The organism is Novosphingobium sp. PhB55, from assembly GCF_004368805.1.
In the GTDB taxonomy this organism is placed as follows: Bacteria; Pseudomonadota; Alphaproteobacteria; order Sphingomonadales; family Sphingomonadaceae; genus Novosphingobium.
Map to the genome: position 1 here is coordinate 382,639 of NZ_SODQ01000008.1, position 16,130 is coordinate 398,768.

Genomic DNA, 16,130 nt, shown 5'->3' on the forward strand with positions numbered 1-16,130 from the left:
CGTCACGCTGCTCCTTGCACCATGCCGGGCGGCAGCAGATCGCCAAGGCGCGCCAGCAAGGCATCGAGTTCCCGGCGGTCGTAGCGATCGAGTTCCGGGCCGGGTGCGCGAACGTGAGTGCTGTCGATCAGACCGCGACGCTGGAGTACCGCCTTTGTCAGGCGCCAGCGGAAATTCGCCTGCATGCTGAGCAGGGGCAAGGTGCGCTCGAACAGATCGCGCGCGTCCTGCTCGCGCCCTTCGTCGAACGCGGCCAGCATGCGAACGTGGAGTTCGGTCACTTCGCAGGCGGGCATCGTCCCGCGCGCGCCGCGCACGAGTTCGTCGATCACGTAGCGCGCACCGGCACCGCCGAACACGGCGTCTAGCGAGCCGCCCGCCAGTTCGCTGAGGCGGGTGATGCGCTGCCCCGAAGGTGCGGCCTCTTCCTTGACATAGCGGATGCCCGGAACCTCGTGCGCCAGTTGCGCGACTTCCTCCAGCGGCATGCCTATCCCCATCGGCGGCGGCGCGTTCTGCACCATGATCGCAATTCCCGAACCCGCATGGGCCGCCTCGAAGAAGCGCTTCATCCCTTCGAAATCGGCAGAGTAGGCCTTGGGTGTCAGGATCATGGCCGCCTGCGCGCCGGCCCGGGCGCCGGCTTCGGCATAAGCGATCGCCTCGTCCGTATTTTCAGTGCTGCCCCCCACCACGAAGGGAATGCGGCCATCCAGCCATTCGCCGATCCGCGCTGTCAGGTGCAGGCGTTCGTCACGGTCCAGCATGTCGTATTCGCTGGCAAGGCCGGGGAAGACCACGCCCTGCGCACCGGCTTCGACGATATAGTCGAGCACGCGGCGCGTGCCGGCCTCGTCGATGGCGCCGCTTTCCGTGAAGATCGTCGGCAGGATCGGCAGGACCCCTTTCAGTTCGATCACATAACCCTCCCGATGTTTCTGTTGCTATATGTGCGGTACACCCACTCATTTATAGATGTCAATGCGCTTGCACGACTAGTAATGTTGCTTTATTAGCGATTCCAGAGACAGGGCGGTGACACGACCGAAAACCTGCCGACAACGAAGAAAATGGAGGGGTGAACGATGAAGGAGCATGTGATTCGCAGCCTGCTGGCGTCGAGCGCGCTGGTTTCGGCAGCCTGCTGCGCACCGGCATTCGCGCAGGCGCAAACGAGCGGTGAAGCCGCCGCACCGGCCACCGGTTCCAATCCGCCGATTTCCGACGAGGCCGCGCAGGAAATCATCGTTACCGGCATTCGCCAGAGCCTGGGCGCAGCGCGCGATCTCAAGCGCGATTCCATGCAGTTCGTCGATGCCATCGTGGCCGACGACATCGGCAAGCTGCCCGACCGCAACGTGGCGGAATCGCTGGCCCGCGTCTCCGGCGTCCAGGTGGACCGGGGCATCGGCGAAGGCTCCAACATTTCCGTGCGCGGCCTGCGCCAGAACGTCTATCTGTTCAACGGCCGCGAGATCTTCGACGCCACCGGCCGCGGCGGCACCGGGCTGGACCAACTGGGCAGCTCCACTTACGGCCTGCTCGCGCTGGTGCCTTCCGAACTGATCTCCCGCCTGCAAGTCACCAAGCTGGCCGGCTCGGACGAGATCGCCGGCGCGCTGGGCGGCATCGTCGATATCGAGACGCGCATGCCGCTGGACGGGCCGAACCAGATCGCCGCCCGCGGCGGCATCAGCTACGACGACCTCACCGAAAAGCCGAGCTACGAGATGTTCGGCCTGGCCTCGCAAAAGTTCGCGGACGACACGCTGGGCGTCCTCGTCTCCGCCTCCTACGGCCGCCGCCGCCTTTCGCAGCAGGGCCTCGACACGTTTGCAGGCTATACCCGCTTCACCGATGCAGCCGGCGCCACGCACTTCGGGCTTTCCGATGCGCGGCCCGAGGAAATCGACGAGACGCGCAGCAAGTTCGGCCTCGACGGCGTGATCCAGTGGCGCCCCTCGCCGGGCATCGAACTGACGCTGGACAGCTTCTATTCCAAGCTGGTTTCCGACCGCGAACGCTACTGGCTCTCGTTCAACCCGTTGGTGGGCCTCACCAATGCAACGTATTCGCCGGACAACGTGCTGATTTCCGGCCGGTCCACCGCGCCGGTCCTGACCAACACCGAATATGCCAAGACCAAGGCCGATACCTGGTCCACCGCGCTGCACGGCGACTTCGAGGTGACGGACACGATCCACACCAGCGCCGAAGTTTCGTACAACCGCTCCACCTCCAGCTACGACCAGAACTACTTGCGCCTGCAGCCGGTTGCCGGGATCACGCCGACGATCGACTTCGATCTCTCCAGCGGCGACCTGGGCGCCTATTCGATCAACGGCATCGACCTGACCGATCCTGCCCAGCTTCGCTTCACGATCCTGTTCGACAACCTCTACCGCGCCCGCACCGAGGCCACGGCGCTGCGCAACGACTGGGACTTCAAGCTGGGCGACGGCTTCCTCGACAAGCTGCGCGTCGGCGCGCGCTACCAGCGGCTCGACACCCGCGCCAACCCTTCGCTGGCGGACATTCGCCCGGCCGGCGGCATCCCGGCGACCCAGCTGGGCGATTACGTCCGCCTGCGTTCCAATCCGGACTTCGCCAGCGGCGACTTCGCCGGCCTGCCGCGATCCTATCTCGTCGCCACCGACCTCATCACGGGCGGATGCAGCAGCTGGACGGACTTCCCGCAAGTCTCCCAGGCCGCCGCCTGCCTCAACCCGACCGCCACGACGACGTCGCAGGCCGGGACATACGAGATCAGGGAGAACTTCTACGAAGGCTACGGCAAGCTGGAATTCGCCACCCAGGGCGGATTCAGCCTGAGCGGCAACATCGGCCTGCGCTATCTGCATCGGGGGCTGACCTCGATCGGCAACCTGATCAGCAGCACCGGCGCGGCCACGCCCACCACGTTCCGCCGCAGCGACAACGAATGGCTGCCTTCCGCAACCGTGAAGGCCGACATCGCCGACGGGCTGGTGCTGCGCCTGGGCGCAGCCAAAGTCCTGGCCTTCCCCAATACCGCGGACCTCAACAACGGCCTGACCCTGTTCAACACGGCGGTCTTCGTGGACGGGGTGCAGATCACGCCCGGCACCGGCAACGGCGGCGCGCCGGATCTCGATCCCTACAAGGCCTACCAGTTCGACGGATCGCTGGAATACTACTTCGGCCGCCAGGCGATGGCTTCGCTGGGTCTGTTCTACAAGGACGTCTCGACCTTCATCGTCTCGGAACAGAGCGCGGAAGTCTACGGCGGCGTGAACTACCTCATCAACCGCCGCGTCAACGGCGACGGCGCCAAAGTGAAGGGACTGGAGGCACTGGTGCAGTTGCCGTTCTACTTCCTGCCGGATCCGTTCGACGGCTTCGGCCTGATGGCGACGTACTCCTACATCGACTCCACCACACCGATCCGCGACGTGGTGGGCCGCACCCTGGCCTTCCCGGGACTTTCCAAGAACAACGTCAATCTCGTGGGCTATTACGAGAAGGGGCCGGTCAGCCTGCGCGTCGCCTACAACTGGCGCGATGCCTACCTCGTCAGCCTCTCGGCTGCCGGAACCGGCATCTATAACGACAATTACACCGACCTTTCGGCGACGTTCCGGTACGACATCACGCCCAGCGTCTCGCTCAACCTGGAGGCCAACAACATCCTCAACGAGCACCAGCGCACGTATGACGGCACGCAGGACGCCTTGCGCACCAACCTGTTCTTCGGGCGTATGTACAAGGCCAGCGTCAGCATGAAGTTCTGACGGACGCGAACGGCCGAAAGGGAAGCGGAGTGGAAGAAAGCGAACTGAACGGCCGGGTAGCGCTCGTCACCGGCGCGGCCAGCGGGATCGGCGCGGCGATTGCCCGGCGGTTCCGCGCCGCCGGAGCCAGGGTTGCGGGGATGGACCTGCAACACGCGAAAGAGGCCGACCTGCCGCTGCTGGCGGACTTGCGCTCCGATGCGGCCGTGGCAGCGGCCGTGCAGCACATGGAGGAGCAACTCGGCCGGGCGGATATCCTCGTTCACGCGGCTGCGGCATCGGTTGCGGGCGGCGCCCTGGATACCGATCCTGCCGCTTATGCCGATATCTACGACGTCAACGTCATCGGCGCCGTGCGGCTGCTGCGCGGTGTCGTTCCCGGCATGCGCGACCGGCGCAAGGGATCTGTGCTCCTGCTTTCCTCGATCAACGCGCGCTTCGCCACGCCCAGCCTTGCCGCATATGCCGCATCCAAGGCCGCACTCGAAAGCCTGACGCGCACAGTCGCGCTGGAGCTTGCGCCCGAAGACATCCGCGTCAACGCCATTGCCCCGGCCTCGATCGACACCCCGCTACTGCGCAGTTCGTTCGAAAGCCAGACGGACCCGATCCGGGCGCGCGAAGACAATGTTCTGCGCCACCCGCTCGGGCGGCTGGGCATGGCCGAGGACGTGGCCGAACTGGCCCTGTTCCTGGCCTCCGACCGCGCCGGATGGATCACCGGCGCCATACACCCCATTGATGGAGGCGCCGGTGTCACACGCCGCTAAGACCGAATCCGAAGCCGATATCGTCGGCATAAACTGGGGAAGCACCAACTTCCGCGCCTATCGCATCGCGCCGGATGGTTCCGCGATCGACGAATATGCCGCGCCCACAGGCGTCGCCGCGCTTGACCGTGACGGCATGGTGGAGGCCGTGGCCGGGCTGGTGGCGCGCTGGCCGGACCATGGGCCGATCTATGCATCCGGGATGATCGGATCGAACATCGGCTGGGCCGAGGCCCCTTACGCGCTTGCACCTGCCGGACTGGGCGAAGTCGCCTCCGCCTGCGTCCCGGTCGAGATCGGCGGCACGCCGCTGCGGATCGTTCCCGGCATTGCCTGTCGCCGCGCCTTCGACGATGCGCCCGACGTGATGCGCGGCGAGGAAGTGGAGCTCCTGGGACTTCTCGCCATGGGGCAGGCGCAGGGGATCGCGGCCCTGCCCGGCACCCATACCAAGTGGGTGCGGATCGAGGACGGCCGCATCGCGGACTTCTTCACCGCCATGTCGGGGGAAATCTTCGACCGCCTCACGCTCCAGGGCCTGCTCGCCTCGGTCGTCGAGGGCGAGGCGGTGGAAGGCGATGCGTTCCACGCGGGCGTTGCGGCCGGAAAGTCGCGGAGCCCCGGTCTTGCTACCCAACTTTTCGGCGTGCGCGCAAAAGTGGTTCGCGGCGACCTGCAGCGCAGCGAGAGCGCATCCTACTTGCGCGGACTGCTGATCGGCTCGGAGCTGGCGGACGCGCTGGATGTCAGCGCGGACTTCGGCAAGGCACAGATCCCCTTGATCGGCAACGGCCCGCTGTCGAGTCTCTACGCGGCCGCGCTGGCGTCGATCGGGCTGGAATCCCGCTTCATCCCCTCGGGCGAGGCCTGCCTGAAAGGATTTCGCGCCATCCATGATGCGCGGAACGGGGATCGATAGCCGGAGGGGTGGCGAAACACGCTGCTCCCGATCAGCTGGGGCATTCACCGCCAAGGCATCTGAATGCCGCGGCGTATACCTGCCGTGCCAATGGCCAGCCCGCGGGGCCGGCCAGGCACTCAGGTCAAACCGGATAGCGCCGGTGCAGCGTCAGTCGGCCAGGGCCAGCTTGGCGGCAGGCGCAGTCGATGCATCCGCGCGGCGGGTTTCGATCTGGCTGCGAATGTCGGCCACGACGGCGGCGCGGCAGTCCTGAGCCTTGCGCTCGGCGGCGAGGTGAACGCTGGCCATCTTTTCACCGCATACGGTGCGCGCGGCCTGGTCCATGCGAATGGCAAGGCGCTGCTGCCCGTCTGCCGTGGCGAGATCGAGACCCTTGATTTCGAGAACCGTCTGGTCCTTCGCGAACGGATTTTCGCCGGTAGCTGCAGTGGCCGACGTGGCAAAAGCCAGCGACGCCAGCGCAAGAACGCCAATCTTCATCATCTTCTCCCAAGCAGACACAAGGAGTCACACGGTGGCGACCACCGCACTCATAGCGCCCGATCAAAGAAATGACAATCGATCAGCTCATTTATTCACTCCAACCGGCGAAATTTGTTCAGCGTATTACTAGCACTGCTAGTTCAGTAATACTTCCAAGCATTCCGATCGGCAGTTTAACCTGCCGGGTATCCCTGCTGTCGCTTCCCGCCCCGAGGGTGGTGACGGCAATGTTCCGCGCACCGGGCGCCGACCAGGCCCGCACAGTCTCGACCGGAAGCAGCACTTTCCACGAGCGCCGGCCTTCCGCCTCTACCGGATGCCCGTTGATCAGGACTTGCGCCTGCGGATCGTTGCGTGCGCCCGAGACGAGCAGGCAGTCCGCATCCGCGCAGGAAACCAGTTTCGCGCCGGGGTGCTGGGCAGCCTGAGCCGAAGGCGCGCAAGTCATGGCCGCCAGAACCCCCAGAGCCAGTCCGCCGAGAGGCCTGCGCCGCCCGGCCCGAACCTCTGCGGCGCGATGGGGAAAACGCCGCCTCATCGGCTGGTCCGGCGCTGCGCGTTACCGCCTGCAGCGCCCCGGATCGCCCCGGCCCGCGCCTCCATGCCTTCGCGAAGGAACCGCAGGACCGCCGAAGCGGCGATGCGCAGCGGGCCTGCCTGCCGGGAGTGCTTGCTGGGAAGATCGTTCCTGACGCTCATCTACCGCCTTCACCTTGTGTCTGGTGAAAAGACTGCAGTGCCGGAGGTCATCACGGCAGGGGTAAAATCCCGATGCCGCCCATAGATCGGATCTATGATCGAGGCTGGGCGCGCAGACGGCGAAACACTTCGTCGATGAACAGCTGGGTCGCCGTGTCGCGTTCCGGCTCGGAGCGGGCGAGCAGGAAGATGTCGTAAGCCGGTTCGATATCCGCATGGAGCAGCGGCCAGAGCGCGCCCCGCTCCACTTCCGCGCGCACGGCAGGCATGGGCAGGAAACCCATGCCCACCCCGCACAGGATCAACCGCCGCGCCTCGTTCATGTCGTCGGCCAGGCCGGTCACCCGCGTGCCCAGCCGGTAGCGGCGGCGCAGATGCGTGATGACCTCGATCTCGTCACTGCCCATGAGCACGAAAGCCTCGTGCTCCAGTTCGCGCGGCTGAGTGATGCGGTAACCGAACAGCGGATGATTGCGGGCGCAGTAGAGTTGCTGGCGTTCGACAAATAGCGGCTCGTAGACCAGGCTGCCGCGCACGCTGTTGTCGTAGCCGATGCCCACTTCCACCTCGCCCGCCTCCAGCGCCTCCAGCACCTGCCGCCAGGCGGAGACGCGGATTTCGATGCGGATGTCCGGATTGCGCCGGTGGAAGCTCGCGATCGCTTCGTCGAATTCGGGAGAGACGATGGCGGACACGATCTGGATCCGCACCACCCCCTCGACCCGCCTGGTGGCCTGGGCCACCTGATGCGGCATCATCCGCGCCGATTCGAGCATGTCCTCGCACAGGATCATCATCGCCTTGCCGGCGGCGGTCATCTCCACGCCATTGGCGGAGCGATGCAGCAAGGTGGCGCCGACATGGTCTTCCAGCCGCTTGAGCGCCGCGCTGACGCTGGGCTGCTGCTTGCCAAGCTGCCGCGCCGCCGCGCCGATTCCCCCTGCCCGCACGATATCGACGAAAGTGCGCATCAGGTTCCAGTCCACCCGGCTGGCGAACTTCCTGTCAGTCAACGGCGTAGGTTCGCTCATGCGTCATCTGTCCCATCGGCGCCGGTACCGCAGCGATCGAACAGAACCGGACGGATCGGCCAACCGGAAGCGGAAGCGAACGCAGTCCGGCCGCTCCCGACGCTATCTATCTGTTCTTCTTCAATTCCGACTTCGGCCACCAGGTCAGCGTATGCTCGTCGTGCGCCGTCGTCCACACGCCTGACGGCGTAAAGCGCAGCGCGCCGCTGCCGGCCGGCTTGCCGAAGCGCGATTCCACGGCGCCGGTCCCGGCATCGATGGTCGCAAACACCTGGTCGTCCGTGGTGCGCAGCCAGATCCTGCCGCTGCCCGCGTCGATATCGCCCCACTTGAGGTTCTCCCCGACTTTCGTGCGTCCGGTGACCGTCACGGTCTGGGGATCGATGCGGGCCAGCGTGCCATCGCCTTGCTCCTGGACCCAGACCGCCCCCTCGCCCGCAACCAGGAAGCCCGGTTCCGCACCGAGCGGAGCGCGCCCGGTGACGGTGTTTGTGGCCGGATCGATGCGCTGGACCGAGCGCTCCGCCGCGCTGACCGCCCAGACCGCATCGAAGCCGAACGCAAGGTACCAGGTCCCGCGATCGACCTTTACCGAGGCAATGACCTGATTGGTCGCCGGATCGATGCGCGAGACGGCGCCCTTGTCATCGCTGGCCACCCAGATCGAGCCGGCGCCGGCAACGACGTTCAGCTCGCCCTGCGGATTGGCGATGCCCGTGGGGATCGTGGCGAGCACTTTGGCCGAACGGATATCGATGCGCTTAACGGCCAGTTCCTGGCAGTCCGCCAGCCAGAGCGAGCCATAAGCCACCGTCATCGCCCCGCAGGCGCGGCTCACCGGTACTTCCGCGAGCTTGCCCTTGCGAGACCACTGCTCCACTCTGGTGCGGTTGGTGGTCCAGACCGTCTTGCCGTCCACCGCCAGGAAGTCCGCGAAGCCCGGCACGGCGATGACCTGCTCCGCATGGGCCTGGCCAATGCCTGCCACCGCGGCACCGGCCACGGCAGCGCCGGTCAGAGCCGCCATCGAAATCCACTTGCGCATGCTAACCCCCTGTTTCTCGTACCGGTGTTTGCTCGTACCGGCTTGTGTCGAGCCGCCCCTCAGGCGGCGCGTGCCACGAAGGCGCGCCATCCGCCCAGGCTGGTGATGTCCTCGGCGCCGTCCAGGGCGCGGGGCTCGGCCACGAAGCCCTTGACGCTGGTGCCGTCGGCCAGGGTCACCGTGCCGATGGCCAGCGGCGCCGGGACGTCGACGACGAAGCTCCCGAACTCGGCGACACCCAGTTCGTAGACTTCCACCTTGATCGGTGCGCCATCCGCGCTGTGGACGAGCGCGGGCTTGGGCGGCACGCTGTCCGCCATGGCGTAGAGCCGGTAGTTGGGGGCGGTCTCGAATGCCCCTACGAATTCGGCATCGCGCGAAGTGAGCTGCCAGTGCAGCGGCATGTCCTTGAGATGGGCGCCGACCACGGCAAGCTTAACGGTCTGCATCTTTCCCTCCAGATCGAGTGGTGGCGTTGACGGAAGCGCGGCGGCCGAAAGATAGGCATCGGCAGCATCGAACAGGGCACGGTCGCTGTCGGCAGGGCCGATCAGGGTGATCCCGAAGCCGGTGGCATTGGCGCGGATCCCGGCGGGCACGGCCAGTGCGGCCATGTCCAGCAGGTTCACGAAATTGGTGTAGAGCCCGAGGTTGCTGTTGAGCGCCACCGGCGCCGCCAGCATCTCGGCCACGCGGTAGGTGGTGCCGGTGGTGGGGAAGGCCAGCATGTCCAGCTCGTTCCACAGGAGATCGGCATGGCGCTTGAGATCGGCCATGCGGTAGATCCCGTTCCACAGCTCGGTAGCGGCGATAGCCGCACCCGGCTCCACCACCGCGCGGACGGTGGGGTCCACGGCGAGCGGGTTGGAGGCCAGGATCCCGGCCATGGCCGCCGTGCGCTCGGCAACCCAGGGGCCGCCGTAAAGGAGTTGCGCTGCCTCCAGCAAGGGCGCGAGGTCGATCTCGACGATTTCGCCCAGCGCGGCGAGGTGGGCCAGGGCCTGGTCGTAGAGATACTCGGCTTCGCCGTCGCCGAACCACACGCGCTGCTCGCGCCGCGGAACGCCGATGCGGCGCAGGGCGAGCGGGCGGTCGGCGAGTGGCTTGGAGTAAGGATCGGCCGGGTCGAAGCCTGCCACGACCCCGTCCACCAGCCGCGCATCGGCCGTGCCGTCGGTGAAGACGGTGATGCAGTCGATGGAACGGCAGGCGGGCACCAGCCCGCGCGTGCTCCAGCGGCCCTTGGTGGGCTTGAAGCCGATCAGGTGATTGAAGGCGGCCGGCACGCGGCCGGACCCGGCCGTATCGGTGCCGAGCGCGAAGGCGACCAGTCCCGCCGCCACCGCGATCGAGGAACCGGAACTCGATCCGCCGCTGACATAGGCCAGGTTCGAGGCATTGCGCGGAATGCCGTAAGGGCTGCGCGTTCCATTGAGGCCGGTGGCGAACTGGTCGAGGTTGGTCTTGCCCAGGCAGATCGCCCCGGCCGCCAGCAGACGCGCGACCACATCGGCATCGCTCTCGGGCTCGTAGGCGAAAGCGGGACAGGCCGCCGTCGTCTCCAGCCCGGAAACGTCGATATTGTCCTTCACCGCGAAGGGGACGCCCGCCAGCGGCAGGTCTTCCCCGGCCGCGACGCGGGCATCCACGGCGCGGGCGGCAGCCAGGACATCCTCACGGCTGGCCCGGCTGATCCAGATCTGCGGCTGCACCGCGTCGTAGGCCTCGATGCGCGCCAAGGCATCCTGCGCCACGGCGAGCGCCGAGGTCGCCCCGCCCCGGACGGCGGCAGCGATGTCCTGCACGCCGAGACGGCCGGCTGCGGTTGCGGTCAGGGCGGTGATGGCGGGCCCGCTCATGCGCTGCGCCTCAAGGCCAGCATCGGCGCGCCGGGCTGAAGCGACTGCCCTTCGCGCATGTAGAGTGCCGCCACCGTTCCCGCGCCGGGGCTTTCGACCGGACATTCCATTTTCATCGCCTCGATCACGGCGATCCTGTCGCCTGCCTCAACTCTGTCACCCGCTGCCACGAGCAGCCGGGTGACGCTGCCGCCGTAAGGCGCCTCCACGAGGTCCGCGCCGTCGGGCGGGACGATCGCGGCTTCCACCGGGACTTCCACTTCGGCGGCCGCTTCGGCCTGGTCGAATTCCCCCCGGCGCTGCCAGTCCTCGCGCTCATCGTCGAAGGCGGCCTGCCTGCGGGCCTCGAATTCGGCGATCCCTTCCGCATTGTCCGCCAGGAAGGCGCGATAATCGGCCAGCCGGAACTCGGAAGGCTCGATCGTGATCGACCGGCGCCCGGCAGGAAACTCGCGGCGCCATTCGGCCAGTTCCTCGGCGCTGACGGGATAGAAGCGGATCTGGTCGAAGAAGCGCAGCAGCCAGGGCTTGCCCTCGGTGAAGGCATCGGTCTGGCGGTAGGTGTTCCAGACCTGGGTGGTGCGTCCGAACAGCTGGTAGCCGCCCGGCCCCTCCATGCCGTAGATGCACATGTAAGCGCCGCCGATGCCCACCACGTTGGGCGGCGTCCAGGTCCGGGCGGGATTGTACTTGGTGGTGACCAGTCGGTGCCGCGGATCGACCGGCGTGGCGACGGGTGCGCCCAGATAGACGTCCCCCAGCCCCATGACGAGGTAGTTGGCCTCGAAGATCAGGTTCTCCACCGAGGCCTGGTCGGGCATGCCGTTGATGCGGCGGATGAACTCGATATTGTCCGGGCACCAGGGCGCATCGTCGCGCACGGTGGCCATGTACTTCTCGATGGTCTCGATCGTCGCCGGATCGCGCCAGCTCAGCGGCAGGTGGACGACGCGCGAGGGGATCGTGAAGTCCTCCAGGTCGCCCAGCCGCTCTTCCGCCGCGATCAGCGTGGCGAGTGCCGCGCGCTGGTCCATCGCGGCACCGTCGAAATGGAGCTGGAGCGAGCGGATGCCCGGCACGATGTCGATGATGCCGGGAAGCGCCAGGCGCTCCAGTTCCGTCATCAGGGCATGGACGCGGATGCGCAGTTCGATGTCGAGCACGATCGGGCCGTATTCGACCAGGATGTTGCGATCGCCCTGCTGGCGATAGACGGTGCGCGGACGGCCCGGACCCTCGGGAATTTCGCCGAGGATGGGGGAGAGCGTCTCCACCGGCCGCACCGGGGAAGCGGCGGGCACGGCGCCCGTCGCCACGAGGTCGCGCTGCATCGCATCCGCCGCCGCCGCATCGTCGATGGTGACGGGGGCGAAGCGCAGCTTGTCGCCCGGCGCGAGCTGGCCGATCTTCCAGCGGTCGGCCGCGATCACCACGAAGGGGCAGACGAACCCGCCGAGCGAGGGACCGTCCGGACCGAGGATGATCGGCATGTCGCCAGTGAAGTCCACCGCGCCGATCGCGTAGGGATTGTCGTGGATGTTGGAGGGGTGAAGCCCCGCCTCCCCGCCGTCGGTGCGCGCCCAGCGGGGTTTCGGACCGATCAGGCGCACGCCGGTGCGGTTGGAGTTGTAGTGGACCTTCCACTCGGCGGCGAGGAAGGTTTCGACGTCCTCACCCGTGAAGAAATCCGGCGCGCCGTGCGGGCCGTAAAGCACGCGCAGCGTCCATTCGCTACAGATCTCGGGCAGCGGCACCGAAGGGAGCGCGGCGCCGACATCGTCGTTGCCCAGGTGCAGCGTGTCGCCCGCCAGCAGGCGGCGCGCGGCATGGCCGCCGAACTGGCCAAGCTCGAACGTGCTGCGGCTGCCCAGATAGGGCGCGATGTCCAGACCCCCGGCGAAGAGGATATATCCGCGCAGGCCCGCCGTGGAGGCGCGGCCGAGCGCCAGCGTCTGGCCCGCGGCCACATCGACCGGCACGCCGCGCGCTACCGGCTTGCCGTCCAGCGTGGCGCCGAAGTCCGCGCCGGTCAGGCAGATGCGGGCCGGTGCGACGAAGGACAGGGTCGGCCCGGTGACCGTGGCTTCCAGCCCGGCAGTGCCTTCGGGATTGCCGAGCAGCCGGTTGCCGAGCCGGAAGGACTGGTCGTCCATCGGCCCCGATGGGGGGACACCCACGGCCCAGAACTTCTGCCGGCCCGGCCAGTCCTGCACCGTGGTCGCGGTGCCGCCGCTGACCACGCGGAACGCGCGCGGCTGGTAGGCGATCGTGTCGAGCACACGGGTCGAGACTTCGCCGCTGACGAAGGGCGCGGAGCGCACCACTTCGCGCAGCCAGCGCAAGTTGGTTTCCATGCCGTCGGCACGGCTGCCGTCCAGCGCCCGCTGCGCGGCTTCCACCGCCTCGGCGCGGCTTGGCGCGTGAACGATCAGCTTGGCCAGCATCGGGTCGTACCAGGCGCTGACCGTGCTTCCGGCCGTGCACCAGGTCTCGGTGCGGATGTCGTCGGGAAACTCAAGACACGTCAGCGTGCCCGAAGTGGGCCGATAGTCCAGCGAGGGATCCTCGGCATAGAGCCGCATCTGCACCGCATGGCCCTGCGGCACCGGTGTGCCGGCGTCGAGGAAGGCATAGTCGCCGCCAGCGCCGCGCACCATCCACTCGACCAGGTCGATGCCCATGACCGCCTCGGTCACGCCGTGCTCCACCTGGAGGCGGGTGTTCATCTCCAGGAAGAAGAACTGCTCCCGGTCGGCGTCGTAGAGATATTCCACGGTACCGGCCGAGCGATAGGCCGCGGCTTCGCCCAGGCGGATGGCCGAGGCGATCAGCTCGGCGCGAACATGCTGGGGCAGCAGCGGTGCCGGGGCTTCCTCGACCACTTTCTGGTTGCGGCGCTGCAACGAGCAGTCGCGTTCGCCCAGTGCCATGACGCGCCCCTGCCCGTCCCCGAAGAGCTGGACCTCGATGTGGCGCGCGCGGCGGATGTAGCGTTCCAGGAAGACGCTGGCATCGCCGAAATTGCTGAGGCCCTGCCGCGCTACCGCGTCGAAAGCCTCGCGCAGGGCCGCTTCGTCCTCGCAGACGCGCATGCCGATGCCGCCGCCCCCGGCCGTGGCCTTGAGCATGACCGGGTAGCCGATCTGCGCAGCGGCCTCCACGGCCTCTTCCTCGCCCGTCAGCAGGCCGGTGCCCGGTGCCAGCGGCACTTCGTGTGCTGCCGCCAACGCGCGGGCGCTGTGCTTGAGGCCGAAAGTGCGGATGTTCTGCGTGGTCGGGCCGATGAACACGATCCCCGCCGCGGCGCAGGCCTCGGCGAATTCCACGTTCTCCGCCAGGAAACCGTAGCCCGGATGGATCGCCCCTGCCCCGGTCCGCCGGGCGGCGTCGAGGATCGCCGGGATGTTCAGGTAGCTTTCCGAGGGCTTGGCCCCGCCGATGCAGACGGCCTCGTCCGCCATGGTGACGTGGCTGGAACCCTCGTCCGCTTCCGAGTAGACGGCGACAGAGCGAAGGCCCATGCCGCGCAGGGTGCGGATGATGCGGGTGGCGATCGCGCCTCGGTTGGCGATCAGGACCGTGTCGAAGCTCATGCGGCGACGATCATGCGGACGGGCGTGGGGTTGAAGCCGTTGCAGGGGTTGTTGACCTGTGGGCAGTTGGAGACGACGACGACGACGTCCATGTCCGCCCGCAAATCAACGGTCAGGCCCGGCGCGGATATTCCGTCGACGATGCCCAGCGACCCGTCCGGCTCTACCGGTACGTTCATGAAGAAGTTGATATTGGAGACGATGTCCCGCTTGCCGCGCCCTTCGGTGAGGTTGGCTTCCAGGAAATTCTCCACGCAGGCGTGTTCGGCCTTGGTGTGGTGGCCGTAGCGCAGCGTGTTGGATTCGCACGAGCAGGCGCCGCCGATGGTATCGTGGTATTCGACCGAGGTGGCGGCAATCGTCATCAGCGCATTGCCTTCGTTGGACAGCAGCCGGGTGCCCTGCCGCAGGAACAGGTTGCCCTGCGCGGCCACGGTGTCCTGCGCGCTGTAGCGCTCGGCATCGTCGGCGGCGGCATAGAGCAGGAAGTCGACGGCCTGGTTGCCTTCAAGGTCGACGATGCGCAGCGTCTGCCCGGCCTGGACATGGTGCAGCCAGGGCGCGCGGGCGGGGACGGTCACGTCGTGGATCACGGCGCCCGAAAGGCCGGCGAGATGGGGGTCGGCGGTCATGCAACCTGTCCTTTCAACGACGGAAATAGTCTTCGACATTCCGGAAGGCGCGCAGGCCTTCGGGGCTGGCGTTGCGCAGCGGATCGTCCTCTCCCGTCACCGCGCCGCGCCATGCCGAGGCGCGCAGCGGCGTGACGCTCCAGCTTGTCCGCGGATCGAGGACGTGAGGCACGTTGGCGATCACCACGATCACGTCCATCTCGGCGCGCAGGACCAGGCTGCGACCTGGCGCGAAGGGGCCGACATCGGGCGTGATCCCGCCGTCCGCCTCGATCCGCGCGCCCTTGAACAGGGTGACGCAGGGATGCACGTCGCGGCGGCCGAGGCCATGCTTGGCAGCGCCGAGCAGGAAACGGTCACGGCCGTTGGGATAGTCGCCGCTGTTGCGGCCATCGCCGTACTTCGCCGCATTGGTGGCCGCGTTCGAGGTGCCGCAGAAGGTGTCGTGGGTACCGGCCTCGTCTTCGAGGATGCTCATGAGCACGCGCCCCATGTCGGACAGCAGCAGCTTGCCCGCGCCGAGATAGGCATTCCACTGAACCTTGACGGTATCGGCGACGTTCAGGCGCTCGGTCGGCATTTCCGCATTGAACACCAGCAGCGAGGCGCAGGCGTCGCCGGCAAGGTCGATCAGCCGCAGGCGCGATCCGCGCGAGAGCCGGCGCGTGGCATAGCCGCCTGCCGCGATGGTTTCCTCCCACACGAGGTCAGCGCCGTCCACGCCCTCGGGCAAGTCTTCGGCAACGGGCGGGAGCACGGGCATGCTCTCCACGATCGTCCCTGCCATGGCGCGGGCATGGTCCCGCGCGGCGAGCGGATCGGCCAGGGTCTGGGTCATGAATGCGCTCCGGTCTGTCTGAATGCATTGCCGTGCTGGTCGTAGAGCGGCGGCAGGAGGGCGGTGGTGGTGACCAGCTCAAGCTGCTGCACCCCGCGCACCCGGCGAATGGCGTCGCACAGTTCCTTCAGCCGAACGGCCGGTCCCTGCACGAGAAGAACTTCAAGCGACTGATCGTCTTCCAGAACGACGTGCTGGGAAGAGATCACTTCCTTCAGGTAACTGGCCTGCGTCTGGGAAAGCAGGTGCCGCACCCGGCCCCGCTCGCCCCGATAGACCAGGGTAATCGTGCCCGCGAGCATCTCGTCCGGGCGCATGAGCGAGCCGTGCTCCGCAAGCGCGTGGCGGATCAGCTCGGCGATGAGCTGGGAGCGCGACGGCAGCGCGCGTTCGGCCACCATCATGTCCAGCTGTCTGAAGAGATCTGCCGGGAGGCTCATGCTGAGCCGCGCCAGGCTTGCGGATTCGGAGCCCATGCCCACTCTCTT

13 protein-coding genes are annotated in these 16,130 nt (G+C 67.3%); 3 read left to right on the forward strand and 10 right to left on the reverse strand.

Translation table 11 applies throughout. From position 1 onward, the window contains the following. Positions 1–2: 2 nt before the first annotated feature. Positions 3–920 (reverse strand): dihydrodipicolinate synthase family protein, encoded by a 918-nt coding sequence (locus EDF57_RS21235; RefSeq protein ID WP_243841190.1) that lies wholly within the window; start codon positions 918–920, stop codon positions 3–5. A gap of 165 nt (positions 921–1,085) precedes the next feature. On the opposite strand from EDF57_RS21235, the gene EDF57_RS21240 reads away from it, so the two are divergent. Genes EDF57_RS21240 through EDF57_RS21250 form a run of 3 tightly spaced genes read left to right on the forward strand, consistent with a single transcriptional unit; the run spans position 1,086 to position 5,459 of the window. Continuing rightward, on the forward strand, positions 1,086–3,770 hold the full coding sequence (locus EDF57_RS21240; RefSeq protein WP_134095690.1) for a TonB-dependent receptor: 2,685 nt from the start codon (positions 1,086–1,088) through the stop codon (positions 3,768–3,770). A gap of 29 nt (positions 3,771–3,799) precedes the next feature. Further along, entirely contained in the window at positions 3,800–4,540 is a 741-nt protein-coding gene (locus tag EDF57_RS21245; RefSeq protein WP_243841191.1) for an SDR family oxidoreductase, read from the forward strand. Continuing rightward, positions 4,524–5,459: a 2-dehydro-3-deoxygalactonokinase gene (locus tag EDF57_RS21250; RefSeq protein WP_166675340.1), complete on the forward strand. Its 936-nt coding sequence runs from the start codon at positions 4,524–4,526 to the stop codon at positions 5,457–5,459. Before EDF57_RS21245 ends, EDF57_RS21250 begins: the two co-directional genes overlap by 17 nt. Positions 5,460–5,609: 150 nt before the next feature. On the opposite strand, the gene EDF57_RS21255 is transcribed toward EDF57_RS21250, so the two are convergent. The 9 genes from EDF57_RS21255 to EDF57_RS21295 form a co-directional block, all read right to left on the reverse strand. After that, on the reverse strand, positions 5,610–5,942 hold the full coding sequence (locus EDF57_RS21255; RefSeq protein WP_132266055.1) for a UrcA family protein: 333 nt from the start codon (positions 5,940–5,942) through the stop codon (positions 5,610–5,612). A 537-nt stretch (positions 5,943–6,479) separates the two neighbouring features. Further along, a complete protein-coding gene (locus EDF57_RS25615) occupies positions 6,480–6,644 on the reverse strand; it encodes a hypothetical protein (RefSeq protein WP_166675341.1) in 165 nt (54 codons plus the stop codon). A 92-nt stretch (positions 6,645–6,736) separates the two neighbouring features. Next, positions 6,737–7,675: a LysR family transcriptional regulator gene (locus tag EDF57_RS21265; protein ID WP_132266057.1), complete on the reverse strand. Its 939-nt coding sequence runs from the start codon at positions 7,673–7,675 to the stop codon at positions 6,737–6,739. Positions 7,676–7,781: 106 nt separating this feature from the next. Continuing rightward, entirely contained in the window at positions 7,782–8,720 is a 939-nt protein-coding gene (locus tag EDF57_RS21270) for a YncE family protein (RefSeq protein WP_134095693.1), read from the reverse strand. A gap of 59 nt (positions 8,721–8,779) precedes the next feature. Next, positions 8,780–10,579 carry an allophanate hydrolase gene (gene atzF, locus EDF57_RS21275; protein WP_134095694.1) on the reverse strand — a complete coding sequence of 600 codons (1,800 nt, stop codon included), beginning with the start codon at positions 10,577–10,579 and terminating at the stop codon, positions 8,780–8,782. Then, entirely contained in the window at positions 10,576–14,172 is a 3,597-nt protein-coding gene (gene uca / locus EDF57_RS21280) for an urea carboxylase (protein WP_134095695.1), read from the reverse strand. Before uca ends, atzF begins: the two co-directional genes overlap by 4 nt. Then, positions 14,169–14,804, reverse strand: a complete 636-nt coding sequence (locus EDF57_RS21285; RefSeq protein WP_134095696.1) for an urea amidolyase associated protein UAAP2 — start codon at positions 14,802–14,804, stop codon at positions 14,169–14,171. Before EDF57_RS21285 ends, uca begins: the two co-directional genes overlap by 4 nt. Before the next feature lie 13 nt (positions 14,805–14,817). After that, complete coding sequence (locus EDF57_RS21290; protein WP_134095697.1) at positions 14,818–15,642, reverse strand: urea amidolyase associated protein UAAP1; 825 nt, start codon at positions 15,640–15,642, stop codon at positions 14,818–14,820. After that, positions 15,639–16,118 (reverse strand): CopG family ribbon-helix-helix protein, encoded by a 480-nt coding sequence (locus EDF57_RS21295; protein WP_132266068.1) that lies wholly within the window; start codon positions 16,116–16,118, stop codon positions 15,639–15,641. The genes EDF57_RS21290 and EDF57_RS21295 overlap by 4 nt, the downstream gene beginning before the upstream one ends. Positions 16,119–16,130: the final 12 nt, after the last annotated feature.

Coding starts and splice junctions, on each gene's coding strand:
- EDF57_RS21270 (WP_134095693.1), bottom strand. CDS start 8,720: ATGCGCAAGTGGATTTCGATGGCGGCTCTGACCGGCGCTGCCGTGGCC.
- EDF57_RS21240 (WP_134095690.1), top strand. CDS start 1,086: ATGAAGGAGCATGTGATTCGCAGCCTGCTGGCGTCGAGCGCGCTGGTT.
- EDF57_RS21290 (WP_134095697.1), bottom strand. CDS start 15,642: ATGACCCAGACCCTGGCCGATCCGCTCGCCGCGCGGGACCATGCCCGC.
- atzF (WP_134095694.1), bottom strand. CDS start 10,579: ATGAGCGGGCCCGCCATCACCGCCCTGACCGCAACCGCAGCCGGCCGT.
- EDF57_RS21285 (WP_134095696.1), bottom strand. CDS start 14,804: ATGACCGCCGACCCCCATCTCGCCGGCCTTTCGGGCGCCGTGATCCAC.
- uca (WP_134095695.1), bottom strand. CDS start 14,172: ATGAGCTTCGACACGGTCCTGATCGCCAACCGAGGCGCGATCGCCACC.
- EDF57_RS21265 (WP_132266057.1), bottom strand. CDS start 7,675: ATGAGCGAACCTACGCCGTTGACTGACAGGAAGTTCGCCAGCCGGGTG.
- EDF57_RS21295 (WP_132266068.1), bottom strand. CDS start 16,118: ATGGGCTCCGAATCCGCAAGCCTGGCGCGGCTCAGCATGAGCCTCCCG.
- EDF57_RS21255 (WP_132266055.1), bottom strand. CDS start 5,942: ATGAAGATTGGCGTTCTTGCGCTGGCGTCGCTGGCTTTTGCCACGTCG.
- EDF57_RS25615 (WP_166675341.1), bottom strand. CDS start 6,644: ATGAGCGTCAGGAACGATCTTCCCAGCAAGCACTCCCGGCAGGCAGGC.